A 23,331-nucleotide genomic window follows, 5' to 3' on the forward strand; every position below is an offset into this window, starting at 1 on the left:
CATCCGGCTATGGCTGGGGGCATGACACATATGACCGACCTCTATCAGGCCCGCGTCGACGCCGGGCAGATCCAGCCGGATCCCGCGCAGCAAGCGGTGTTGCCGGAGTTTGACAGGATTGCCGATGGCCTGCGCGCAGAGCCTGTAAAACGGGGCCTGTTTCGCAAGGCCGTGCGCCCGGAGGTCAAGGGGCTCTATCTCTGGGGCGGTGTCGGGCGCGGCAAGTCGATGCTGATGGATCTCTTTGTCGAGAGCCTTGATGACATCCCGAGCCGGAGGGTGCATTTTCACGCCTTCATGCAGGAGATCCACGCAAAGATGCATCTCGCGCGTGAAGCGGGCACCGAGGACGCTTTGGCACCGGTGGTGGCGGATGTGGTGGCCTCGGTGCGGCTGTTGGCCTTTGACGAGATGCAAATCACCGATATCACCGATGCGATGATCGTCGGCCGCCTGTTTGAGGCGCTCTTTGAGGCGGGTGTGGTGGTGGTGACCACATCGAACCGGGTGCCGGACGATCTTTATAAAAACGGGCTAAATCGGCAGCTGTTCTTACCCTTTATCGACCTCATCAAAGACAAGATGCAGGTGCATGAGATGGTCAGCCCCAAAGACTACCGACAGGACCGTCTGACCGGGTCGCGGGTCTATTTCACCCCCCTCAACGCCGAGGTGCGCGCCGAGATGGACGCGATCTGGCGCGATCTTACCGGCGGTGCGGCAGAGCCTCTGGTGCTGATGGTGAAGGGACGCGAAGTCACCCTGCCTGCCTATCGCAACGGGGTAGGACGGGCGACCTTTTATGATCTCTGCGGCACCATGCTGGGGCCGGGCGATTATCTGGCGGTGGCCGATGCGGTCAAGGTGCTGGTGCTCGAGAACATCCCCGCGCTGGGGCGCAACAACTTCAACGAGGCCAAGCGCTTTGTGACATTGATCGACGCCCTCTATGAGGCACGCGTGCGATTGATCTGTTCGGCCGCGGCAGAGCCGGAGTTCCTCTATATGGAGGGCGACGGGGCCTTTGAATTCGAGCGCACCGCCTCGCGCCTGCGGGAGATGCAGGACAAGGACTGGGGTCAGCCCAAGGCCTGAGCCATGCTCATCTGAGAGGTATTGTAACCTCAAATGAGCACAAACAGAGCCTAATCAAAGAGTTTTCTTGCATCATGCGCGGCGCCCCCTACAAAGGTAATGTTCGTATGAACAGGGGAGCGTGCGGATGAATGCCACCGACCTGAGCGAGAGACAGCGCGATATTCTGCGGCTGCTGGAGCAAAGCGGCTTTGCCACCATCGAGGATCTGGCGGGGCGTTTTGGCGTCACCACACAGACCATCCGCCGCGATGTCAACGACCTGCGCGACCGGGCACTGCTGATGCGGGTGCATCGGGGCGTCAGGCCGCATGAGGGCGCGCGGCCTTATGCCTCGCGCGCTGTGGAGCAACAGCGTGAGAAGGCCGCATTGGCGCGCGAGGTGCTGCGGCTCATTCCGGCGGGGGCGTCGGTGTCGATCGGTCTTGGCAGCACCCCGGCAGAGGTGGCGCGGCTTTTGGCCCATGCGGGCGGGCGTGACGTCATCACCAACAATCTGGTGGCGGCAAGCCATCTGTGGGACGCCGAGGACATCACCCTATCGATCTGCGGCGGCGCCGTGCGCGATCGCAGTGTCTCGGGCAGTGCGGCGGCAGAGTTCTTTGCCGCCTACCGCGTGGATTTTGCGATCTTTGGCGTGGCGGGTGTGGATGACGACGGCGCGCTTTTGGATTTTCGCACCGAAGAGGCACGCGCGCGGGCCGCGATGCAAACCCACGCACGGCAGTCGGTTCTGGTGCTCGATCAGGTCAAGTTCCAGCGCCGCGCGCCGGCGCGGGGCGGTTGGCTCCACGATCCCGATTATGTCGTCACAAATGCGCCGCCCCCAAAAGCCCTCGCTGCTGGGCTCTGCGCGGGGGCCTTGGTGCTGATATCGGAAGCGCCCTAGCCGTTCTCGCGCAGGATATTGCCCGCCAGATAGAGCGAGCCGCAGATCAGCACGCGGCTGTCTGGGTCGCGCGCCAGAATGGCGGTGAGCGCCTCGGCAACAGACTCCGCAGTGGTTGCTGGAAGGTCCACGGAACTGGCCGCCGCTTTGGTTTCCTCGGCCGAGAGGGTTGCCGCCTCGCCCGGGATCGACACCGCCGTGAGGCTCTGGGCCTCGGCGGCGAGCGGGCGCAGGTAGCCTGTGACATCCTTGGTATTGAGCATACCGCAAATCAGATGCGTCGGGCGTTTGGGCAGCTTGGCCAGCACATCGGCGAGAGCAATCCCGGCAGCGGCGTTGTGGCCGCCATCGAGCCACAGCTCGGCCGCGCCTGCGATTTCCACCAGCGGGCCGGTTTTGAGGCGCTGCATACGGGCGGGCCACTGTGCCCCCACAACAGCCGCCTCGCAGGCGGCCTCATCCGCGCCAAGGTGGCGCAGCACCGCAAGGGCGGCGCCGGCGTTCTGGATCTGATGCGCGCCCATCAGGTTGGGCAGCGGCAGGTCCAGCAGGCCGCGCTCGTCCTGATAGACGAGACGGCCGCGTTCCTCGTGGACGTGCCAGTGCTGGCCATAGGCGATCAGGGGGGCGCCCAGGCGCATCGCGGTGTCCTCGATGACCTCCATCGCCTCTTCGGCCTGGGGGCCGACCACCACGGGCACGCCGCGTTTGATGATCCCGGCCTTCTCGCCTGCGATCTTGGCCAGCGTATTGCCGAGGAATTGCTCGTGATCGATCGAGACCGGCGTGATTACAGAGACCTCGGGCGTGATGACATTGGTGGCATCCAGACGCCCGCCAAGGCCAACCTCGAGGAGGGTGTAGTCGGCGGGTGTGCGTGAAAACGCCAGAAGCCCCGCGACGGTGGTGATCTCGAAATAGGTGATGCTTGCGTCGCCATTGGCGCTGTAGCACTCGTCCAGCACCTCCGTGAGATGCGCCTCTGAGATCAGATCGCCCGCCAGACGGATGCGTTCATGAAAGCGCGCCAGATGCGGTGAGGTATAGGCGTGCACCGATTTGCCCCAGCCCTCAAGCCCGGCGCGGATCATCGCCTGCGTCGAGCCTTTGCCGTTGGTGCCCGCGATATGGATCACCGGGGGCAGCTTGTCCTGCGGGTTCTCAAGCGCCGCCAGAAGACGCCAGACCCGATCCAGCGTCAGGTCGATGATCTTGGGGTGCAGCGCCATCATGCGGGCGAGAATGGCATCGGAGGTCTGTTCGGTCATGGCGGCCTGAACCTGTCTGATCACGGAGCGACACGGGGCCACATGCGATAGGGCCGCGCCCGTCCCGTCGGGGTGAAAGCGAAGCGCCCGCCCCGTTTGGGGCGGGACGGGCGCTGCCCGACCTTGGGTCAGGCAAGAATGTTTATGCGAGGCCTCAGGCGCTCTTGTCTGCGCCCGATGCGTCCTCCGCAGGCGCTTTTTCGTCTTTTTGCGGGGCTTCGAGCTGTGCCTCGGGCGCCGGGGCCGGCAGATCGCCATGCACCTGCGGGGGCAGCTTCATCATCATACGGATGATGGTGATGAGCTCCTCGCGCAGCTTGGTGCGCGGTGTCACCCGATCAAGCATGCCGTGATCCAGGAGATATTCGGCACGCTGAAAGCCCTCGGGCAGCTTTTCGCGGATGGTCTGCTCGATCACGCGGGGACCGGCAAAACAAATGAGCGCGTTGGGTTCGGAAATATGCACATCGCCCAGCATCGCATAGGACGCGGTCACACCGCCGGTGGTGGGGTGGGTCAGCACGACGATATAGGGCAGGCCCGCTTCCTTGAGCATCTCGACCGCGACGGTGGTGCGCGGCATCTGCATCAGCGACAGGATGCCTTCTTGCATGCGTGCGCCGCCTGCAGCGGAAAAGAGCACAAGCGGACGGCCGAGTTTCACGGCCTCTTCGGCGGCGGCAATGATGGCGTTGCCGACATACATGCCCATGGAGCCCGCCATGAAGGAGAAGTCCTGCGCGGCGGCCACGATGGGCGTGCGGCCGATTTCGCCGGTGGCGACCAGCATCGCCTCTTTTTCGCCGGTGGTTTTCTGCGCCGCCTTCAGGCGATCGGGATAGCGTTTCTGGTCGCGGAACTTCAGCGGATCGACAACCGGTTCCGGCACCTTCACCTCGGCAAAGACACCGCCATCAAACAACGCCTTGAAACGGTCGCGCGGCGTGATGTGCATGTGGTGGCCGCAGTTGGTGCAGACGTTCTGATTGTCGCTCAACTCGCGGTGAAACAGCATGGTGCCGCATTCGTCACATTTCTTCCACAGGTTCTCGGGCACCTCGCGGCGCGAGAAGATCGAGTTGATCGTGGGGCGGACGTAGTTGGTGATCCAGTTCATCAAATGGCCTCTGCCTGATTGGCGTTGCGTCCCCAGATAAGGTGACTTTCAGTCAATTGCAATCAGGCCCTGATCGCAAGCCGTGCCGCAAGCCATGTGACCAGCATCACCATGAGATCCACCCAGAGCCACGGACGCAGCGCCAAGGGGTCATCCATCGCATAGGGATGCAGGTAGAGCGCAAGCCCACTGAGATTCGAGGGCGAAGCCACAAACAGAAGCGCCCAGACGTTGTTGACGAAATGCACAGCAATCGCGGGGCCCAGGCTGCCTGCACGGGCGGTGAGATCGGCCATCAGCATTCCATAGAGCGTGGCCCCCGCCACGATGAGCCAGGCGTTCTCGCCCGCGGCTTCCGGCATGTAGTGGCCCATGCCAAACAGGAGCGACGGCAGCACAAGCCAGACCAGCGGGCTGCTGAAGCGCGCGGCGAGACCCTGCTGGAGGTAGCCGCGAAACAGGATTTCCTCGGCGCTGACCTGAATGAGCACCAAGACAAGCGACACAGGCAGAAGCGCCAGCCAGGGTCCAAACGCCAGATTCGGCTCGAGCGGCGCGCCCATGTCATAGGGCGGCAGCAGCATCAGCACGACCAGGAGGATCACGAGCATGCGCAGAACCCGGGCCCCCTGCGGGATCACAAGGGCCCGCGGCCCCAGAAGCCCGCCCAGACTGCGGCCATGGAGCATCTGCAGCACCAGCCCCACGGCGATGATCATAAAGATGAAATGCCCCAGCAGGATCGCCATGCCGGCGGGGTCGCTGCCGCCCGCTAGATCGGCCTCGCCGGTGAGGGCCAGCACGCCGGGCAGCAGGACCAGATCAGAGATCAGCCCAAGCCCGAACCACGTCAGCACCACCAGAACCATGCCCAGCGCCAGCCGCCAGACCTCGGCTGTGGGGCGGGCCTGATGCAGCAGGATCTCGTGAGGGCGATAGCAGCGCATGGGCGGTCCTTCTTTGCTCAGAGGTCTACGCGCCTTTGGCCGTCGAGGCCAGTGGGCAGAACATCTGCGGTCGATCGGCGGTCACCCGGCACCCAGCGGGCGATCATTAGGCGGTCATGGGGCCGTCAGGGCTCGGCGCTGCCCTGAGCTGAGCGGGCGTCCTGCAGCGCGACCGCCGCGCTCGAGAGATGGCCAGAGACGGTCTGCAACAGGTGCAGCGCCACGGTGATGTCGCTCTCGATTACGGTGCGGAACTCCTCGGCCCCGATACGCAGAAAGACGCAATCCTCCACCGCAAACAGATCGAGCTGGCGCGGCGCGGCGGTAATCACAGCCAGATCCCCGATCAGCCGTCCGGGCGCGATCATATCGAGCGCGCTGCCATCCTCGGGGAATTGCAGCTCCGCCTGCCCCGAAAGACACAGATAGACCGCATCCCCCGCTTCGCCCGCGCGAAACACCGCCGCGCCGGTCGGCACGCGCACCCAAGAGGCCGAAAACGCCAGAAGACGGCGATGGCGGGCATCCAGACGGGCAAAGAGATCCGCCGACCCGATCTCGGACAGCTTGCGGTCAAAATCATCCTCTGCCTCTTCGGGCGCGTCCAGAAGCACGGTCGCCACGCCGCTTTGCCCGTCGATCCGCCCGTCCCGGAGCGTGAGGTGAAGATCATAGCGCGAGGGATGTTCAAAATGATCCTCGAGGTGGATCATGGTGGTCTTGGGCAAGAGAGCCTGCAGCCGGTTGCGGGTTTTCAGCCGGTTGTCCGAGTCGTGGCTCGCCAGCACATGATCGAGGATCAAGATATCCGGCCGCTTGATCGCCGCGCGGGTGAAGGCGGCGCGTTCGCGGAACACCGGCTCCAGCAGCGCACCGCCAAGCCCGGTGGGCAGATCGTAGATCATCAGCGCCAACCGTGCTTTCAGGTCGTTATCGGCCATCACATCGGCCACAACGTCCTCGACCGCTTGAGCCTTGCCGCCCGCATGGATCGAGATCCGGCCAAAGAGCGCGTTCTCCAGCACCGTGAGCTTGCGGGCATATTCCCCGGCCCGCAGACGCCGGTAGACACCGCCGCAATCGGCGAGCAACAGATCGCCGCGACGGTTGCGGATTCCAAGGATGCGCAGCTTGTAATCGCGCGGCAGGCCCGCCCCGAGCTGCTCTTCGGTGAGCAGGAACGGCAGGGTACACAACAGCGCCCGGTCGGTGCCGTCCAGCACCCGGCCCTCGCGATAGCGGTCGGCTGCTTTGACGATCCGCGCATAGAGCTCTTCGTCGAGGTTCAGGCGGCGAAACAACGGGTGCGAGGTCTGGCCGCGCCCAAAGGTGCGTTGCAACGTGTCGATCAGCGCGAGGCTGATGTCGCGGGTCTGGGACTCCAGCCCTTCGGCGCGCAAGACCCGCTGGAAGGGGCCATCAGGATCGGTAAAGAGCGTTGGGGGCACTGGCTCCACCGGGAAGGCGAACATCATGTTTTCTGCCAGGGGCAGGGCTGGATTATAGAGATCGGGCAGAAAACGATAGACCACGTCGCGCAGGCCCTGCGCCTCCAGTCGTTCGGCAATGCGTGGGCGCAGCGCGGTGATCTGCGCCTCAAGCGCGCGGTGGCGATCCTGCAGACGCGCATGCAGCGTGCGGTGAAAGAGCTGGCCGTCGATGCCCATCGCCTCGACGAGTTGGAACCACCAGTCCCGCAGATCATGTTCCGAACGCAGCCCGGCAAGATCGGGGTTGACCCAATCCGCATTCACCGGATCGCCACTATTGCCCGCCTTGAGCGCCTCGGCCCGTTGCAAGAGCTGCCGTTCTGCCGCGGTGGCGCGAGGCTGGTTGCGCAGCGGCATCAAGACATTATCGCCAAGCGTGCCGTCAAAGAGATAGGGCGCGTTGAACGCATAGCCGATGCGGCTCGCAATGACGCCCTGATGCAGTTCCGCAAGCGGATGGCCCGCCACGATCACCTCGCCGCGCGTGGGCAGCACCTCGCGGGTCAAAAGTTGCGCCAGGGCCTGACGTTCGGCGGCAGAACTGCTTTGGATCGCGACCTGGGCCCCTGCGGGAATGGTGAGCGTCAGCCCATCGAGCACCGGCTTGCCCTCTGCATCGCGCACGGTCACGTCGCGCAGCTCGATGTCACCGCGCAGATGTGGCACCTTTTGCGGTACCCCCTCAAAAAGCGCCGGGTCGATCATGCCGGGAGGCGAGAATTTCTCGGTCATGATCTGCCAGCGCAGGGACATATCCTGCACCTGGTTGTAATAGGTCAGCAGTTCTTTCCACGGCGCCGAGAGGTCCTTGTAGGCCGCAAGCGCGGCCACCAAGGCCCCCACGGTGATCTCACCGCGCAGCGCCAGCACGCCCCCCACCGAATAAAAGAAAAACGGGGTCAGATGGCCGATCAGGTTGTTGAGGAACTTCATGAAGAACTTTTTCATGTAGATCCGGCGGCGGATTTCAAAGAGCCGCCCGAGGCGATCGGAGACCTGCGCCAGCCGGTAGCGCCAGCCACCATTGCTGCGCAAATCCTGCAGCCCGGCGGCCGTTTCGCCGATCTCGGCAGACAGCGCGCGCACCTCGGCGATGCGGTCCTTGTTCAACAGGTTGATCTGGCGCTGCAGCATCGGAATAAGCCAGGCCTGCAGCGGAATGAGCGCCACCGACGCGAGCCCGAACCAGACGCTCTGGATGAACAGGAACGAGACGATCGTGAGCATCTGCCCCGCCTGAAACACCGGCTGCGCCACGGCATCGCCCATCAGGCCGCCCATCGGTTCTGATTCGGAGGTGATGAGCGAGACCATCTCACCCTGGCTGGTGGTGCGGAAATGGTTGGTCGGGAAGCGCATCATCCGCGCGATCATCTGATAGCGCAGGCGGCGCAGGAGACGCTCGGAAAGGATGCCCTTGAGCGTGTTGAGCCGCATCTTCATCATTCCCGACGCCAGCACAGCACCCAGAAACGCAAAGCAGAGCACCAGGAGATACTGCTGCGCGCTCAGCCGCCAGCCCCAGAGGTCGATCCAGGCGCTCGGCGCGCCGATGGCATCGTTGATGATCCGCTTGGGCAGTTCCAAGGTCGCGTAAAGAAAGGGAAACGTCATCAGGGTCAGCAGCAGGAGGCCAAACTGCTGCCGTTTCGAATAGCGCCAGATAAAGGAAAATAGGCTCGGCTCCACCGCCCTTGTCCTCAGTCGGAGTGCGGAGGTTGCACGGGGGCGAACAAACCACACAGGTTACAATCATAGGCGCTGGCCGCCCTGCAAGTGGCCCGCGACCGGCCGGGTCGATCACATTCCCCCGCGCCCAGGCACCACAGCCTGCGAAGCGCTGGGACGTAAGCGTGAACCTGCCACAGTTCAAGGCGCGCGCGTTCATTCTTTGTTAGGCCTTGTTCCAACAGATGGCTGCGTCTACACATTTTGAGGTCGGAAATTTGGGGCCTACTGAGGTGCCAAGAACACAGGCGACACAAGCACGGGCGACACAAGTACAGTCAACACAGGCACAAGCAACCGGTGGATGAGAGCAGAGAGTGAACCAGACGCTAATCAACATATTGGGCGCAAGCCGCGCCCTGCTCCTGAAAGCGTTGCGCCTGCCACGGCTCGGCCTGCTTCTGTTGGTGCCGCTGGCGCTGGCAGGCTGCATGGAGGGCAACCGTCTTGCCTTTGCCCCGCCGGGTGAGTCCGTATCGCGCCCCGTGGACAGTCGCGGGCGATCCCTCACGGCGGTGTTTGGCGACGGGCAGTTGATCTTGGCTGCGCCGAGCGGGTTCTGCTTTGATGCCGAAATGGAACAACACACTGGCAGCGGCGGCTTTGCGCTTCTGGCGCGCTGCGAAAAGATGGGCACCTTTGGCCGATTGCGTGGCAAGGACGGCGCCATGCTCACCGCAACCGTAGGGGCCGTCAGCGCTGATACGCCCGCGCCCTCCACAGAGGCGCTGCGCTCGGCCTTCACCGAAGCACGCAGCGCCGCCCGCGTGCTGGAGACCCGCGGCGACGGGGATATCCCGCTCATCAAGCTCCATATGGCAAGCCACTCGGCCAAGGGGGCAAGCGGCACCCATTGGCGCGGCGCCTTCCTTGTGCATGGGCATCTGGTCTCAGTGGCGCTCTATGCACCTGAGGGCAGCGGGTATCTCGGCGAGCGCGGCGCGCGGCTGATCCGCGAATTTGTGCAGGCAACTCGCAACGCCACATTGCTTGCTGAAACCGCCGCCCCAACCGAGACAGCGCCCCAGCGCACGCTCCGACCGCAAGACCGCTCTGGTGCGGTTCTGGCGCAAGCCGCCGCTGCGCCGCAGGAGTGATCCATCGGGAAGCTTTGCCAAAGTATCCAGCCGCGCGACGTGCCGCGGCGACCTGATGGCCGTGCCCACAGAACACAGGCCTGGGCGTGCATGGATTTCACCGTGCGAGACGCTCAGAAACACCTTTGTCCCCGCTCGCTAATTCGTTAATATGAGAGGCAAATCCCGGCAGAACAGGCCGGGACACGCGCGCGAATGCGCTACCTGAGGGCAGGATGGGAAAACTACTGGAACGAGTGCTGAACACGGGCGCCTTGCGGCGCTGGCGCAGAGCTGCACGGGCGGCCCCCTCGACGCCACTGGCACGCTTGCGCCAACAGCGCAATGATGCTCGCAAGCTGCGGATGCATCTCGATCAGCTGATCCATACCGCCGACAACCGTCTGGCGCTGCCAAAGATCGACTCGTCATATTTCCCGCGCCCGCATGGTACCGACTGGTCCTGGCGGCCCGAGCTCTGGCGCGGCCCATTGCCGGTGGCCGGTGTGTCCTCGGTGCCGAGCAAGACCCGGCTTGGCCATGAGATCCAGATGTTTCACGACTGCGCCATCTCCGAGCTGACCCTGCGCCAACTGCGCAACACGCGCGAGGAGGATCTGGCGCCCTACGGGTTGCGGATGGATGTGTTCAAGTTCGACGGCTCGTTCCTGTCGCTGGTGATCGACCTGCCTGCCGAAGCCACGCAGGGGCTCACCCGGCAGCATCTGGTGCGGCTGGACTGCATTGCCGAGAGCGAAAAGCCGATCGAAATCTTCGCCCGTCTCAATATCAAACACGGCCCCAACACCGAGCAGTTGGTGCGGGAGCTGCCGCCGGGCGAGAAAACCTTCTCGGTGGAATATGACCTGGCCTATTCGCGGCTCAACGAAAAGCGCATCGAGAAGGCCTGGATCGATCTGATCTTTGAAGCGCCAGACATGAACCAGGTGGTGCTGCGGGATCTGACCTTTGCGCGTTTTCTGCGCGCCAACCTCTGACCGCGCGCTGCGCAATCGCCAATGGGAGAGCCCAGATGAGTGCCATGACGCTCCAGAAGATCCGTTTTCGCTCCGGCCTCTGGGAAGGTCGGATTGAGACTGCGCCGCGTGCCGATGCGCGCCCACAGATTGTCGTGCGCTACCTCGATCGCGAAGTGGGAGGGGTCACCCTGGAGGCGGCCGAGGCGCCGGGAAGCTGGGCGCTGACGATCCCGGTGCCCAGCGAGGCCATCGGCGACGGGGTGCAGAGCTTTGTGATCATCGACGCCGAGACGGACACGAAGATCGGCGATTTCACCCTGATTGCGGGTGAGCCACTGGCGGATGATCTGCGCGCAGAGGTGGAACTGCTGCGTGCAGAGCTCGACATGCTGAAGCGCGCCTTTCGCCGCCACTGCCTCGAAACCACCTGAGAGCCCAGGCGCCACAGGCGTCCTCTCGTCCGGTTCTGCCGGGTACGTCCGCAGGTATGCCCTGTCGGCAGGCCCGCCAGCCGGTGCTGCCGCTGATCCCTTTCGCCTTTTTTGTGAGGGTTTGCGGGCCCGGACGGGCCCGCCGAGGGGCGCGCGCCGGTCGGATCCCCTTGTGCTACTTCAATGGCAGAAAGCTCATCCAGTGGCCGCGCTGAGGTCGCGTTCGATTTCAATAAGCCTCTGTTTGCGCCAGAGCCCACCGCCATATCCTGTCAATGCCCCATCCGCGCCGAGAACCCTGTGGCAGGGGATCATCACCGCGATCTGGTTGGCCCCGTTGGCCCGCGCCACCGCACGGCTTGATCCCGGTCGCCCAAGGCTCTGCGCCAAGGCGCCGTAGCTGCGGGTCTGCCCCACCGGGATCTCCCTGAGCGCACGCCAGACGTCTGCCTCAAAGGCCGTGCCGTGATAGGCCAGCGGCGTGTCGAACCGCGCTGCCCGCCCCGTAAAATAGGCACCCAACTCCTCTGCCGCCTGATCCACCACCTCGGGCCGGCCAAAGCCGATGCCGCCGGGCTGGCGTTTTTGCAGCTTTGCCACTTCGCGCGGCAAAGCCTTGCGGTCTGCAAACTCCAACAGATGCAGCTTGTGCTGGCAGGCCACCGCCACCATCGCGCCCAGCGGGGTCTCGATCCAATCCGCCAAAAGCTGCGCATCCTTGCGAAACTGCCCTGGCGCAATCCCGACCAATCGGGCAAAGGCCGCGCGAAAAGCGCTGGGGCTTTCAAAACCGGCCTCAAGCTGCGCCGAGATCACGGGCTGCCCGGCACTGAGCGTGGTGAACCCCTCGCGCAAGCGGCGTTGCCGCGCCATTTCCAGAAAGGTCATGCCAAACTGACGCTTGAACGCCCGGCGGATGGTAGAAGGGTCTGCGCCCATGGCCACCAGATCCTCCTCGCGCCAGCGATAGAAGGGCCGTGCCTCCAGCGCCTCCAGCAGGCGGCGCACCAGCGGATCATTCCCCGCCGCCGCATTCAGGGGGTGACAACGCTTGCAGGCGCGAAACCCAGCCTCGATGCAGGCACCGGGAGTGGCAAAAAACTGGCAATTCTCATACTTCGGCTTGCGCGCGGGGCAGGTCAGGCGACAAAAGATCCCGGTCGAGGACACGCCCACATAGGCGCGCCCGTCATAGCTTGCATCCCGCGCCACCAGCGCGTCGTAAAGGGTTTTTGAATCGGGCAGGTCAAACATCATCATGGCGCAACTCTAACACCCGCCTCTGGTTGCTGCCGCCTGAATTCGGGCGTCTATTCAATTTCAAAGCAGGGACAAGGGTTTCGATACATCCCAAAGGGAGAGCGCAGGAGTGTTCACAGCGCGACGCACCCGCGTAAACGCCTGACAAAACATCATAAAGTGGAGAACATGGCGAGCCGTGGAGGACTCGAACCCCCGACCTGAGAATTAGAAGTTCCCTGCTCTAATCCAGCTGAGCTAACGGCCCGTCATAGGGAGCGTGTATCAGACAAATCTTTTGCTATGTCAACGCAGAGGCCGGACGGATCTTGGGCTCAGTCAATGGGGTGATGACAGGCGACCGCGACGCGATCGGACTGGGGCTCGAGCGTCGGGGCGGTGCTTTGGCAAAGGTCGCTCGCAAGGGCACAGCGCGCCGCAAAAGCGCAGCCTTTGGGCGGGTTCAGAGGATCCGGCAATTCGGTCTCTTTGGCCTCGGGCGCGGCCAGAGCGCGGCCTACCACCGGGGCGCTTTGAGCCAGAAGCCGCGTGTAGGGGTGTCGGGGCGCGGCAAACACCTCATTGGCGGGACCAACCTCCACCACGGAGCCAAAATAGAGCACCGCGACACGGTCGCTCACCGCCTCCACCACCGCGAGATCGTGGCTGATGAAAATATAGGTCAGGCCGAAGGTCCGCTTCAGATCCGCCAAGAGGTTCAGCACCTGCGCCTGTACCGAGACATCCAGCGCCGAGACAGGTTCATCAAGGATCAGGATCCGCGCATCCGCCGCAAGGGCACGGGCAATGCCAATCCGCTGGGCCTGACCACCGGAGAATTCATGCGGGTAGCGGTCGAGAAACTCTTCGCGCAGGTTTACGGCGGCAAAGATCTCGGCGATGCGCGCCGCGCGCGCCTTGGCATCCATACCGTGCAGATGCCGCAGGGGCGCGTCCATCACCTGGCGAATGGTTTTGCGCGGGTTGAGGCTGCTGATCGGGTCCTGAAACACATATTGGATCTTCTGCCCAAAGGTGGCCGGGTCCGCATTATCAAGCGGTGCGCCTTCGAGCTCGATCTGGCCGGTTGTCGGCGGCAGCAAGCCCACCAGCATCCGCGCCAATGTGGATTTGCCACACCCCGACTCCCCCACGATGCCGAGGGTTTCGCCCTGTTCCACCGTCAGCGAGAGCGGCTGCACCGCCTTGACGCCCGCCTTGGCTCCGCCGAACAGGCGTTTGCCCACCGGGAAGGTCTTGCTGAGGTTGGTGAGTTTCAGTGCCGCGCTCATGCCGTGGCCTCCTGCACTGGAATTTCAGGGTCTATACAGCGGATCTTGCGCCCCGCACCAAACCCATCGAGCGCAATGTCCCCGCTGCGGCAGGCTTTGGCGGCCTTGGGGCAGCGATCCGCAAAGGCGCACCCCGCGGGCAGTTTGTCCACCACAGGCGGTAGACCGGGAATGGCCGCAAGCTCGCGCCTGCCCTGGCCCAGTTCCGGCACGCAGGCCATCAGCCGCGCGGTATAGGGGTGAGCAGGCGCATTGAGAATGGCATCGGTGGGGCCTTCCTCGACAATGCGGCCCGCATACATCACCGCCACCCGATCACAGAGCTGCGCCACCACGCCAAAATCATGGGTGATGAAGATGATCGCCAAGCCCCGCTCGCGCCGCAAGTCATCCAGGAGCGCAAGGATCTGCGCCTGCACCGTCACATCCAGCGCGGTTGTGGGCTCATCCGCGATGATGACCTCAGGGTCGTTGGCCAGCGCCATGGCGATGCCGACCCGCTGGCGCATGCCGCCCGACATCTCATGCGGGTAATTGTCCACGCGCGCCTCGGCATTGGGGATGCGCACGGATTTCAAAAGCTCAATCGCGCGGGCACGCGCCTCGGAGGTGCTGGTGCGATGATGGCTCTGGATCGCCTCGATGAGCTGCGCGCCAACCGTATAGAGCGGGTGCAGCGTCGCCAGAGGATCCTGAAAGATATAGGCCACGCGGTCACCGCGCAGACGGCGCAGGGTCTCATAGGGCGCACCGATCAGATCCTCGCCCTTGTAATGCACTGCACCGCCGGTGATGACACCGGGGGGCGAGGCCACCAGCCCCATGATCGACAGCGCCGTCACGGATTTACCAGAGCCACTTTCACCAATGATCCCAAGGCATTCGCCCGGCCTTACCGAGAGATCCACGCCGCCCACGGCCTTGTAGATGCGATCCTTGATGTGGAACTGGGTTTGCAGGTTGCAAAGGCTCAGGATACCGTCGCCTTCGGGCTGCGGTACGGGGTCTGTGCGGCGCACCATGGTGGTCGGCATCGGGCGGCTGAGCGCGCCGGATTTCAGGCGCGGATCAAGCGCGTCGCGCACGCCGTCGCCCAGAAGGTTGATCGCCATCACGATCACGAGGATCATCGCACCGGGCACCACGGAGGTATGCGGATTGGTAATCAGCGCCGAGCGTGCCTCCCCCAGCATGGAGCCCAGATCCGCCTGCGGCGGTTGCGAACCAAGGCCAAGGAAACTGAGACCTGCCGTCTCGAGGATCATCCAGCCGACAGTGGTGGACATGGCGATCACGATCACCGGGATCACGTTTGGCACCACCTCGGTGATGATAATGCGCGCATTCGACATCCCGCACAGCCGCGCCGCATCAATAAATTCCTTGTGCGCAATGCCGACGGTGACACCGCGAATGTTGCGCGCGAAGAAGGGAATGTTGACGGCGGCCACAGCGATCAGCGCATTCATCAGCCCCGGACCAAGTGCTGCGACAATCGCCAGCGCCAGGAGGATATAGGGAAAGCCCATCAGCATATCGACGCCGCGCATGATCACATTGTCCACGCGCCCGCCATAAAAACCGGCGATCACGCCGATGGCCGCCCCGATGGTGGCCGCCGCCACCGCTGCCGCAAAGCCCACTGCCAGCGACAGCCGCGTGCCCCACATCAGGCGGCTGGCGAGATCCCGACCAAGGTGGTCAGTGCCCAGCAAGGCCCCCTCGCTAAAGGGTTTCTTGAACCGCTCTGCAGTGTTGGTCACATCCGGGTCGGGCAGCGGCAAAATGGGTGTCAGCACCGCCAGCAGCAGCACCACCGACATCACGATGAGCCCCGCCAGCGCGAGGCGGTTGCGGGACAAAAGACGCAGGAAGCTCATGCCTTGATCCTCGGGTCCAGAAGGCTTTGGGCGACATCGACGGCGATGTTGAACAGCACATAGCAAGCAGCCACAAAGACCACACCGCCCTGCACCAACAGAATGTCACGTTTTAGGATGGCATCGACCAGCATCCGCCCGACGCCGGGCCATTGAAACACCATCTCGATATAGACCGCGCCCGAGAGCACAAACCCGGCTTGAATGCCCAGCACCGGGATGATCGACACCATCGCCGCACGCAGACCATGGCGCCAGATCACGCTGCGTTCATGCACGCCTTTGGCGCGCGCTGTGCGGATGAAATCCTGTCGTAGGACCTCCAGCATGGCGGACCGAGACAAGCGCGCGATGACGCCAGTGGCCACCACCGCCAGCGCAATGGCGGGAAGTGTCAAATGACTGACAAGGGCCGAGAGATCCCGCGCGCCGTAGATCGGCCACATGCCGGACACCGGAAACCAGCGCAGATTCACCGCAAAGATCAGGATCATCATCATGCCGAGGAAAAACGACGGAATCGAAATGCCCAGAAGCACTGCAAAGGTGATCGCCTTATCCGCCAGCCCGTACTGGCGCGCCGCCGAGACCACACCTGCCGCAACGCCAAGGATCGAACAGATCACAAAGGATGTGCCCGCCAGCACCAGCGTTGCATTGAACCGCTCCAGCACCTCGTCGAGCACCGCACGATTGAGCGAGAAACTGCGGCCAAAATCGCCCTGCAACATATTGCCGAGCCAGATAAAGTACCGCTGCACCAGGGGCTTATCGAGACCGAGATCGCGATTGAGCTTCTCCACATTCTCGGGCGTCGCATAGGACCCAAGGATCGCCGTGGCCGGGTCGCCCGGGATCATCGCCATGATCAGAAACACGATGACCGAGATCCCCAAGAGGACCGGCACCGCCGAAATAAGCCGTTTCAAAATATAGCCAGTCATGGCGCGCCTTCCTGCTCTACCGACATGGGTGGAGTGGGGTTTCAGTCAAACGGGAGCGCGCGCCCCGCCGGGGCGCGCGCGGGTCGGATCGGGCAAAGCCCGATCCGAAACCTCTCATCAGTTCTTGGTCACATCATCGAGCAGCAGGAAGAACGAGGGCTGCAGGGCAAAATCGCCCACCCGATCCGAGGTCACTGCATTCTGCTTCCAGTTGGCGACAAAGACCCAAGGCGCATCTTCCTGCACGATGGTCTGCATCTCCTGATAAAGCTTGGCGCGCTCGTCCTGATCGGTCGCAACGCGGGCCGCTTCCAACAGCTCATCCACCTTCGGGTTGGAATAATAGCCGGAGTTGAAGCCGCCCTTGTCAGGCCAGGCTTCGGTGCGCAGCGCCAGGAAGGGGAGCGTGTCGGGGTCGTTGGTCATCCAGGCCATCTCGGCCATGTCGGCCTTGCCCTCCAGCCCCGGATTGACCTCGCCCAGGAAGGTGTTCCACTCGTAGGTTTCGATCTTCACATCCAGCCCCACGGCGTTGAGATCCGCCTGAATGGCAGTGCCCATGGCGATAGGGTCGAGCATGCCGGAGCCGCCCTCGGTCACATAGAACGTCAGCTCCGCCCCTTCTGCACCCGCCTCGGCCAGGAGTTCCCGCGCCTTGTCGGGGTCATAGGGATAGGGTTCGAGCGTTTCATTGTAGGCCCAGGCAAAGGCGGGCGGGGTCGGGCCTGCGGCCACCTCCGCCGTGCCCTCAAGCACATCGTTCACAATCGCGGATTTGTTGATCGCGTAATTCGCCGCTTGGCGGACGCGCTTGTCGGCAAAGGGGCCTTCCTTGGCGTTGAGGATCAGGAACCAGACGTGCGGGCCGGCTTGTTCATGCACGGTGAAAGCATCGCCCTGAAACTCCGACAGTGCCACCGGCGGCACCTCGACCATCAGATCAATGCCACCTGCCAGCATTTCTGCCGTGCGGGTGTTGGCATCGGTGATCGGGCGAAAGACCACCGCGTCCAGCTCTGCCGCGCCATCCCAGTAGTCGGGATTTTTCTCGACCACCACGGCCTCATTGGAGCGCCACTCGGCAAATTTGAAAGCACCGGTGCCGGAGGGGTTGCGGCCGAACTCCGCGCCATGGGTCTTGACCGCCTCAGGCGATACAATCAGGCCTGTAGGATAAGCGAGATTCGACAGGAACGGCGCATAGGGCGCGTTCAGTTTGAATTTCACCGTCAGATCATCAACGGCCTCGACGCTCTCCACGGCAGAAAAGAAGAAGGCCAGCGGGAAGGGGCCGGTGTTGTGATAGGGGTGATCCTCATTGAGCATGCGCTCAAAGTTGAACACCACCGCCTCGGCATCAAAGGCGCTGCCGTCATGAAACGACACCCCTTCGCGCAGCGTGAATGTATATTCGGTGCCATCTTCGGAGATGCTCCAGTCGGTCGCCAGCGCGGGTTCGACCTCGAGCGTGCCGTCCTTGTAGCGCACCAGACCGTCATAGACGTTCATCAGGATGCGGAAGTCATTTACCGCCGTCACTGCCGCCGGGTCCAGCGCTTTTGGCTCTGCGATCTGGCCCACGATCAGCACGCCAGGCGGTGTCTGCGCTGCGGCAGGCGCCACGCCCATCGCCACCCCCGCCATTGCCGTCGTCGCAAGCATCGCAGCCATCGCGCCACGCCGCGTCATCCCTAGAAGTTTCATATCGCATCCTCTCTGTTGAGATTTATTTTTCATGATTAATTGTATCCACGCAAATTTTCATGATAAATACAAGTCCAAACCTGCAAGACCCCCGCCCGGAGACCGCGATGACCTTTTCAATCCTGATGTATGACCGAGAAACAGGCTGTTATGCGGCCGCAGCGGCGACCGGCAGCCTCTGTGTCGGGGGCTGGGTTTTGCGGGGAGACATCGAATCAGGGCTGGTGGCATCGCAAGGAACCGCCCCCAGCACATTCTGGCGCGATGACGTGCTGCGGCGAATGTATGACGGCGCGCTCGCCCATGCGGCTGTGGATCAGGTGACCGGGGGGGATGCCGGACGGGGGCATCGGCAGCTTCTTGCGCTGGACCGCAAGGGCGGGACGGCTGGCTTCACCGGGGCGCAGAGCGTAGGTTATGCGGATCATATAGCCGAGCAGGATCTGGCAATTGCAGGCAATATGCTCGCTGGGCGACAGGTTTTGACCGCGATGAGAGAGACCGCACGAGGCGAATTCGCCACGCCCTCGGACCGGATGCTGGCAGTGTTGGATGCGGCGGCGGCAGCAGGTGGGGACGCGCGGGGGCTGCTATCGGCGGCGCTCCTCGTGCTTTCGCCCGACCGTCCGCCGCTCGATCTGCGCATCGACCATAGCGACGATCCGCTGCCTGCCCTGCGCGCCCTCTGTCTGCGCGCGCATCGCGCGCCGTATTACGATTGGCTGACAGAAGTCCCCGTGCTGAAAGACCGGCACCGGGCCGTTCTACCCGACGCCAGTTGACGCCCCCTAACGCTGTTCGCCAATGAATCGGCGCGCCAGTTGCGCCTCTTGTGAGCGCATCTGCTCCTCTGCGCCCTGCATATGCGAGGCCATGATCCGGCGCGCCGCTGCCGCATCCCCATCGCGCAGAGCTTGCACCAGTTGCATCTGGTGCGCCCGTCCTCGCCGCCAGAGCTCCAGGTTGGGGGGATCGTAGAGCTTGCGATAGATGGTCATATCCGTAAGCACCCGCGCCATGAAGGAAATCACAAACCCCAACAGCGCATTGCCCGAAAATTCCGCCAGCCGGGCGTGGAATTCGAGCGACGCGATATGCTGCTCCTTCTCTTCCTCGGCGGATTGCGCTGGCTCCGGATAGCGTGCGGCGAGGGATTCCATTTCCCCAAGCTGCGCCTCATCCAGTTGGCCTGCGAGGCTTGCCGCCAGTTCCGGCTCCAGCGCGCGGCGCATCTGATAGATGTCCGCAATCGAAAGATTCTGAAAATAGAAGTAATTCGCCAGAAGCGAGCGCGCCCGCTCGGCCGAGACCTTGTCGACAAAGCTGCCGCCCCCCGGTCCGGTGCGGGTGATGATGAGACCCTGCGCTTCGAGGATGCGCATGGCCTCGCGCACGGTCCCCTTGGAGACGCCGAATTGCGCGATCATCTCCGTCTCGTTGGGGAGCTTGTCCCCCTGCTGGAGATCGCGTTCGACCACCCAGGTCTTGATTTCTTCGGCGACCCGCACCGGGCGGGAGCGTTTGGGCTGTTCGGGCGTTCTGCTCTTGTTACTCATCACCTGCCGCTCTTTTATCATGATAAAAACATAGACGGGAAAGCGGCAGGGGTATAGACCCCTATTCATCATGATAAATTAAGGGGATAGACGATGGATTGGGGACAGGAAGCCCAGCAACGCCTGGCGAAGATTGCGGCCTGCAGCGCAGCCGGACCCGGTGTAACCCGCCTGCCCTATACGCCCGAACATTCCGCAGCACTGGAACAGATCAGCGACTGGATGCGGCGCGCCGGGCTCCACCCACAGCTTGATGCGGCCGCGACCCTGGTGGGGCGCAGCAGTGCGCCCTCCAACGAAGCCGCCGTTCTGATCGGGTCGCATCAGGACAGCGTGATCGAAGGCGGGCGCTATGATGGCATCATGGGGATTGTGATCGGCTGTCTGGCGCTTGAACGGCTGGCATCCGAAGGCACGCGACTCCCCTTTCCGGTCGAGGTACTGGCCTTTGCCGACGAGGAGGGCGTGCGCTTTCCCACCGCTCTTGTTGGCTCCCGCGCCCTTGCGGGCCGTTTCGACCCCAGCGTTCTGGACATGCGCGACGGCGAGGGCGTGACGCTCCGCACCGCGCTGTCGGAGTTTGGGGGCAGACCCGATAAAATCGCCTCTGAAGCCCGCAACAAGAACGCGGTGCGCGCTTATCTGGAACTTCACATCGAGCAAGGTCCGATGCTGGAGCAGGACAACGCAGCGGTTGGAATCGTCACTGGCATCTGCGGTATCGAGCGCAACAGCGTTTCATTTGTCGGGGAGACCGGCCATGCGGGCACCGTCCCGATGCAGGGGCGGCGCGATGCGCTGGTGGCCGCGTCCGAGTTCGTGGTGAAAATCCATGATGCCGCACGAAACATCGATGGGCTGCGCGCCACCATTGGCACGCTGGCGCTGAAACCGGCAGCCGTGAACGCCATCCCGCGCGAGGCGGCGCTGACGCTTGAGATCCGGGCGCTTTCGGATGCGGCGCGACAGGAATTTGCCGGTGCCGCGCAGGTCATCGGCACCGAAATCGCTGCCAAACGGGATGTGAGCTTTGACATGGCAAAAACCTACGAGCAACTCGCCGTGCCCTGCGCATCGGGGTTGATCGAAACGCTGGAGCTGGCCGCCCGGGATGCCGGACAACACGCACCCCTGCTGCCCTCGGGGGCGACGCATGATGCCTCAGCGATGGCGGATCTATGCGACATTTCAATGCTGTTCCTGCGCTGTAAAGACGGGTTCAGTCACCGCCCGGAGGAATATACCTCTGCCGAGGACATGGCGGCAGCGATTGATGTTACCTGCGCTTTCCTGCGCCGTCTTGCCGCGGAGTAGGGCGCAGAACCAAACCTCAGGCCGCGGAGCGCGCGCCCAGCGCCCGCAGGTCGCGACGTTTGAGATCAACACGCGCCAGTGGGCAATAGGCCCGGGCAACAAAGTGCCGCCCCGTGCCGCCGCAGAGGCCGCCGGCAAGGAACAGCTCGGGAAAGAGATCAAACAGCTCGCGCCGGTCGCCCTCGGACAAGCCACGCAGCGCCTCTGGGCCGGGCCAGAAGGTTTCGGTGGCAACACCTTCGGCAAAAATCACCTGATGCGCCTCGGTCATCAGGTGAATGTAGCTGACCCCGGCTGCGGGCCTGCAGGGGGTCACATCCTCTGGCGCGAGGCTCTGCAGCAGCCGCGTGCGCACAAAAGCCTCGTGCAGATGGTCCATATCGCCCAGCCGCGCGCGTCCGAGCATAAAACGATGCTGCGGTGAAACCAGCAATGGGCGATCGTTGGCAAGCGGCCCGCCGGGGCGCAGCCTGAGCGGGGTCAAATGTGGCCGGGCGCGCAGCTCTGCAGCGCTGAGATCCCGCCGCCCGGTCCAGATCACGGGTTGAAACCCATTGTCCGCCGTCTGCAGCAGGTCACCCTTGCGGATATGCTCCACAGGAACGGCCCCACGCGCAGTTGCGATGCGGATGCCGGGAGTGAAGCAGGGAATACCTGCAGCATAGAGCTGCTGATACGAGCTGATCTGCGCCGGTGCGACCCCTTGCAGGACCAGCTGTTCGCCATTGGGAAAGGTCAAAAGGGCGTTGCCGGAACCATCATCCGTCACCACCACATCCGCGCGTGTCACCAGTCCGCCCGCCCCGGAGCCCCCGGACAGGCCGCTGACATCGATCTGGTCGTTGTAGAACCCATCTAGGTCGGCGTCACCGAGATCAAAATCACCTACGGTGTCGGTGCCGCCGGAGGTGGTCATGACAAAGCGGTCGTCCCCCGTGCCCCCCGTCAGACTGTCATCCCCCGCGCTGCCGGTCAGCGTGTCCGCACCGGCCCCGGCGTCCACATCGACCCCCACCAAAGAGGCGCTTGCATCCAGCACATCCGCCTGATCCGTGAGTCGAATCCGCTCGATCTCCGAGAACTCCGCCGTGTTGCTGCCATCCGTGATGGTCCCGGCCTCATCGCCGGTATAGGTGACGGTGACCCCGCTGGTCAGGTTGGAGAGATCGACAAAATCGTCATCGGTGCCGCCTTCGCCGCCCACGATGGTGTCATTGCCAAAACCATCCTCGAGAATGAAGGTATCGGCGTCATCGAACCCCACCATGGAGTCATTTCCGGCCCCTCCATACATCGTGTCGGATCCGGTACCGCCAGCCAGGGTATCGTCGCCATCCCCCCCGTACAGAAGATCGTCACCTGCCCCGCCATAAATCGTATCGGAGCCGTAATCGCCATAGATCGTGTCATTGTTCCCCTCCCCGTAGAGAAGGTCATCGCCGTACATCCCATCGATGAGATCATTTCCAGCGCCCGCGTAGACCGTATCATTCAAACCGGCCGAGCCAAAATTGACAGTCTGGTTCGGAGCCCCCTCGATATACTCCAGATACCAGCCATCCGGGTGGCGCAGAATCCAGTTATGCTCCTCAAAGGTGCTCTGGTTCCGGGTGTCCCCGGGCTGAAGGGTGGCGTAATATTGGGCTGTGCCGGTCTCGTCGATCCACCACAGCTCGATCGGGCCATCCGCCGAGTTGGTGACGGTCAACGTCGTGGGGGTTGTGCTCGCGCCTGAGGCTCCTGACGAGGTATTCGTCCACGCATTGTCGCCACGGATGGTGTCATTGCCGGTGCCACCGTCGATATTGTCGTTGCCTTCACCACCGGTTAGATAGTCATCCCCGTCACCCCCTCTGAGGGTGTCATCACCTTGGTCCCCGGACAGGGTATCGTTCCCGGTACCGCCCGTGAGGCTGTCATTGTTGTCAGAGCCTTCGATGTAGTCGTCTGAATTGTTCGCCAGAATGACAGTGAAATCATCGACAAGGGTGGGGCTACCCAGAGTGGCGTTGGTGCCCGTGTTGCCGCTTTCGCCGACACTATACCAAGACGTCCCGTCCCAGATCGAGATCGTTTTGGCCTCGGCGTTGATGTTGATTTCATAATTTGGCGGCAACCCGGTGAAATCAAGCGTATGGCCGGGGCTGCCTTCAGAGATGGAGGCCCAAAATGAGGGATCGTTGTAATTCGTCCCGTGTACTACATAAGTCGTCATCTCGTGTTTGCACTCATACCATTTGCCTATGGAAACAGGCAGCGCTTTGACGGCAAGCACGCTGCAGCCGGGGCGATGTTGCCTCTTCCGTGCCGAATGCAGCATCCGCGCTACATCCAAGATTAGGGTAAAATAGTTAAGAGCCCTTCAAGCAGATCTGAATTGA

The 23,331-nt window shown here is 63.1% G+C and carries 18 protein-coding genes and 1 tRNA gene; 7 read left to right on the plus strand and 12 right to left on the minus strand.

The window, feature by feature from the left end; translation table 11 throughout:
- Positions 1-21 precede the first annotated feature (21 nt).
- Together zapE and TM1040_RS17800 are read left to right on the plus strand one after the other, a co-directional pair.
- Positions 22-1,095: a cell division protein ZapE gene (zapE, locus tag TM1040_RS17795; protein WP_044027285.1), complete on the plus strand. Its 1,074-nt coding sequence runs from the start codon at positions 22-24 to the stop codon at positions 1,093-1,095.
- A 127-nt stretch (positions 1,096-1,222) separates the two neighbouring features.
- A complete protein-coding gene (locus tag TM1040_RS17800; protein ID WP_011539988.1) occupies positions 1,223-1,984 on the plus strand; it encodes a DeoR/GlpR family DNA-binding transcription regulator in 762 nt (253 codons plus the stop codon).
- Here the strand turns inward: TM1040_RS17800 and TM1040_RS17805 are convergent.
- The 4 genes from TM1040_RS17805 to TM1040_RS17820 all read right to left on the minus strand — a co-directional run bounded on the left by TM1040_RS17805 (position 1,981) and on the right by TM1040_RS17820 (position 8,495).
- Positions 1,981-3,252, minus strand: a complete 1,272-nt coding sequence (locus tag TM1040_RS17805) for a bifunctional folylpolyglutamate synthase/dihydrofolate synthase (protein ID WP_011539989.1) — start codon at positions 3,250-3,252, stop codon at positions 1,981-1,983. The two genes, TM1040_RS17800 and TM1040_RS17805, sit on opposite strands and share 4 nt — an antisense overlap.
- Positions 3,253-3,406: 154 nt before the next feature.
- On the minus strand, positions 3,407-4,369 hold the full coding sequence (gene accD / locus TM1040_RS17810; RefSeq protein ID WP_011539990.1) for an acetyl-CoA carboxylase, carboxyltransferase subunit beta: 963 nt from the start codon (positions 4,367-4,369) through the stop codon (positions 3,407-3,409).
- A gap of 62 nt (positions 4,370-4,431) precedes the next feature.
- Entirely contained in the window at positions 4,432-5,316 is an 885-nt protein-coding gene (locus TM1040_RS17815; RefSeq protein ID WP_011539991.1) for a CPBP family intramembrane glutamic endopeptidase, read from the minus strand.
- Between the two features lie 125 nt (positions 5,317-5,441).
- Entirely contained in the window at positions 5,442-8,495 is a 3,054-nt protein-coding gene (locus TM1040_RS17820; RefSeq protein ID WP_011539992.1) for an ABC transporter transmembrane domain-containing protein, read from the minus strand.
- Between the two features lie 356 nt (positions 8,496-8,851).
- Between TM1040_RS17820 and TM1040_RS17825 the strand changes: the two genes are divergently transcribed.
- From TM1040_RS17825 to TM1040_RS17835, 3 genes are all read left to right on the plus strand, one after another.
- Complete coding sequence (locus TM1040_RS17825; RefSeq protein ID WP_011539993.1) at positions 8,852-9,631, plus strand: hypothetical protein; 780 nt, start codon at positions 8,852-8,854, stop codon at positions 9,629-9,631.
- 215 nt (positions 9,632-9,846) lie between these two features.
- Positions 9,847-10,608 (plus strand): DUF6478 family protein, encoded by a 762-nt coding sequence (locus TM1040_RS17830; RefSeq protein ID WP_011539994.1) that lies wholly within the window; start codon positions 9,847-9,849, stop codon positions 10,606-10,608.
- A 35-nt stretch (positions 10,609-10,643) separates the two neighbouring features.
- A complete protein-coding gene (locus TM1040_RS17835; RefSeq protein ID WP_011539995.1) occupies positions 10,644-11,021 on the plus strand; it encodes a hypothetical protein in 378 nt (125 codons plus the stop codon).
- A gap of 195 nt (positions 11,022-11,216) precedes the next feature.
- Here the strand turns inward: TM1040_RS17835 and TM1040_RS17840 are convergent, their stop codons facing one another.
- The 6 genes from TM1040_RS17840 to TM1040_RS17865 form a co-directional block, all read right to left on the minus strand.
- A complete protein-coding gene (locus TM1040_RS17840; protein WP_044027286.1) occupies positions 11,217-12,278 on the minus strand; it encodes a bifunctional transcriptional activator/DNA repair enzyme AdaA in 1,062 nt (353 codons plus the stop codon).
- Positions 12,279-12,450: 172 nt separating this feature from the next.
- A tRNA-Arg gene (locus TM1040_RS17845) sits at positions 12,451-12,528 on the minus strand.
- A gap of 67 nt (positions 12,529-12,595) precedes the next feature.
- On the minus strand, positions 12,596-13,552 hold the full coding sequence (locus TM1040_RS17850; protein ID WP_011539997.1) for an ABC transporter ATP-binding protein: 957 nt from the start codon (positions 13,550-13,552) through the stop codon (positions 12,596-12,598).
- Positions 13,549-15,432: a dipeptide/oligopeptide/nickel ABC transporter permease/ATP-binding protein gene (locus tag TM1040_RS17855; RefSeq protein ID WP_011539998.1), complete on the minus strand. Its 1,884-nt coding sequence runs from the start codon at positions 15,430-15,432 to the stop codon at positions 13,549-13,551. The genes TM1040_RS17850 and TM1040_RS17855 overlap by 4 nt, the downstream gene beginning before the upstream one ends.
- Positions 15,429-16,376: an ABC transporter permease gene (locus TM1040_RS17860; protein WP_011539999.1), complete on the minus strand. Its 948-nt coding sequence runs from the start codon at positions 16,374-16,376 to the stop codon at positions 15,429-15,431. The genes TM1040_RS17855 and TM1040_RS17860 overlap by 4 nt, the downstream gene beginning before the upstream one ends.
- 117 nt (positions 16,377-16,493) lie before the next feature.
- Complete coding sequence (locus tag TM1040_RS17865) at positions 16,494-18,080, minus strand: ABC transporter substrate-binding protein (RefSeq protein ID WP_011540000.1); 1,587 nt, start codon at positions 18,078-18,080, stop codon at positions 16,494-16,496.
- A 107-nt stretch (positions 18,081-18,187) separates the two neighbouring features.
- Between TM1040_RS17865 and TM1040_RS17870 the strand changes: the two genes are divergently transcribed.
- Complete coding sequence (locus TM1040_RS17870; RefSeq protein ID WP_011540001.1) at positions 18,188-18,862, plus strand: DUF1028 domain-containing protein; 675 nt, start codon at positions 18,188-18,190, stop codon at positions 18,860-18,862.
- A 6-nt stretch (positions 18,863-18,868) separates the two neighbouring features.
- Here the strand turns inward: TM1040_RS17870 and TM1040_RS17875 are convergent, their stop codons facing one another.
- Positions 18,869-19,636 carry a FadR/GntR family transcriptional regulator gene (locus TM1040_RS17875; RefSeq protein ID WP_254658842.1) on the minus strand — a complete coding sequence of 256 codons (768 nt, stop codon included), beginning with the start codon at positions 19,634-19,636 and terminating at the stop codon, positions 18,869-18,871.
- Positions 19,637-19,729: 93 nt separating this feature from the next.
- Between TM1040_RS17875 and TM1040_RS17880 the strand changes: the two genes are divergently transcribed.
- A complete protein-coding gene (locus TM1040_RS17880) occupies positions 19,730-20,950 on the plus strand; it encodes a Zn-dependent hydrolase (RefSeq protein WP_011540003.1) in 1,221 nt (406 codons plus the stop codon).
- Between the two features lie 16 nt (positions 20,951-20,966).
- On the opposite strand, the gene TM1040_RS17885 is transcribed toward TM1040_RS17880, so the two are convergent.
- The gene (locus TM1040_RS17885; RefSeq protein WP_044026914.1) at positions 20,967-23,165 is read right to left on the minus strand and encodes a Hint domain-containing protein; all 2,199 of its coding nucleotides are present in this window, start codon (positions 23,163-23,165) and stop codon (positions 20,967-20,969) included.
- Positions 23,166-23,331 lie beyond the last annotated feature (166 nt).

The sequence above is a fragment of the Ruegeria sp. TM1040 genome (assembly GCF_000014065.1).
GTDB lineage: Bacteria > Pseudomonadota > Alphaproteobacteria > Rhodobacterales > Rhodobacteraceae > Epibacterium.

Coding starts and splice junctions, on each gene's coding strand:
- zapE (WP_044027285.1), top strand. CDS start 22: ATGACACATATGACCGACCTCTATCAGGCCCGCGTCGACGCCGGGCAG.
- TM1040_RS17800 (WP_011539988.1), top strand. CDS start 1,223: ATGAATGCCACCGACCTGAGCGAGAGACAGCGCGATATTCTGCGGCTG.
- TM1040_RS17805 (WP_011539989.1), bottom strand. CDS start 3,252: ATGACCGAACAGACCTCCGATGCCATTCTCGCCCGCATGATGGCGCTG.
- accD (WP_011539990.1), bottom strand. CDS start 4,369: ATGAACTGGATCACCAACTACGTCCGCCCCACGATCAACTCGATCTTC.
- TM1040_RS17815 (WP_011539991.1), bottom strand. CDS start 5,316: ATGCGCTGCTATCGCCCTCACGAGATCCTGCTGCATCAGGCCCGCCCC.
- TM1040_RS17830 (WP_011539994.1), top strand. CDS start 9,847: ATGGGAAAACTACTGGAACGAGTGCTGAACACGGGCGCCTTGCGGCGC.
- TM1040_RS17835 (WP_011539995.1), top strand. CDS start 10,644: ATGAGTGCCATGACGCTCCAGAAGATCCGTTTTCGCTCCGGCCTCTGG.
- TM1040_RS17840 (WP_044027286.1), bottom strand. CDS start 12,278: ATGATGTTTGACCTGCCCGATTCAAAAACCCTTTACGACGCGCTGGTG.
- TM1040_RS17850 (WP_011539997.1), bottom strand. CDS start 13,552: ATGAGCGCGGCACTGAAACTCACCAACCTCAGCAAGACCTTCCCGGTG.
- TM1040_RS17855 (WP_011539998.1), bottom strand. CDS start 15,432: ATGAGCTTCCTGCGTCTTTTGTCCCGCAACCGCCTCGCGCTGGCGGGG.
- TM1040_RS17860 (WP_011539999.1), bottom strand. CDS start 16,376: ATGACTGGCTATATTTTGAAACGGCTTATTTCGGCGGTGCCGGTCCTC.
- TM1040_RS17865 (WP_011540000.1), bottom strand. CDS start 18,080: ATGAAACTTCTAGGGATGACGCGGCGTGGCGCGATGGCTGCGATGCTT.
- TM1040_RS17870 (WP_011540001.1), top strand. CDS start 18,188: ATGACCTTTTCAATCCTGATGTATGACCGAGAAACAGGCTGTTATGCG.
- TM1040_RS17875 (WP_254658842.1), bottom strand. CDS start 19,636: ATGAGTAACAAGAGCAGAACGCCCGAACAGCCCAAACGCTCCCGCCCG.
- TM1040_RS17880 (WP_011540003.1), top strand. CDS start 19,730: ATGGATTGGGGACAGGAAGCCCAGCAACGCCTGGCGAAGATTGCGGCC.
- TM1040_RS17885 (WP_044026914.1), bottom strand. CDS start 23,165: ATGACGACTTATGTAGTACACGGGACGAATTACAACGATCCCTCATTT.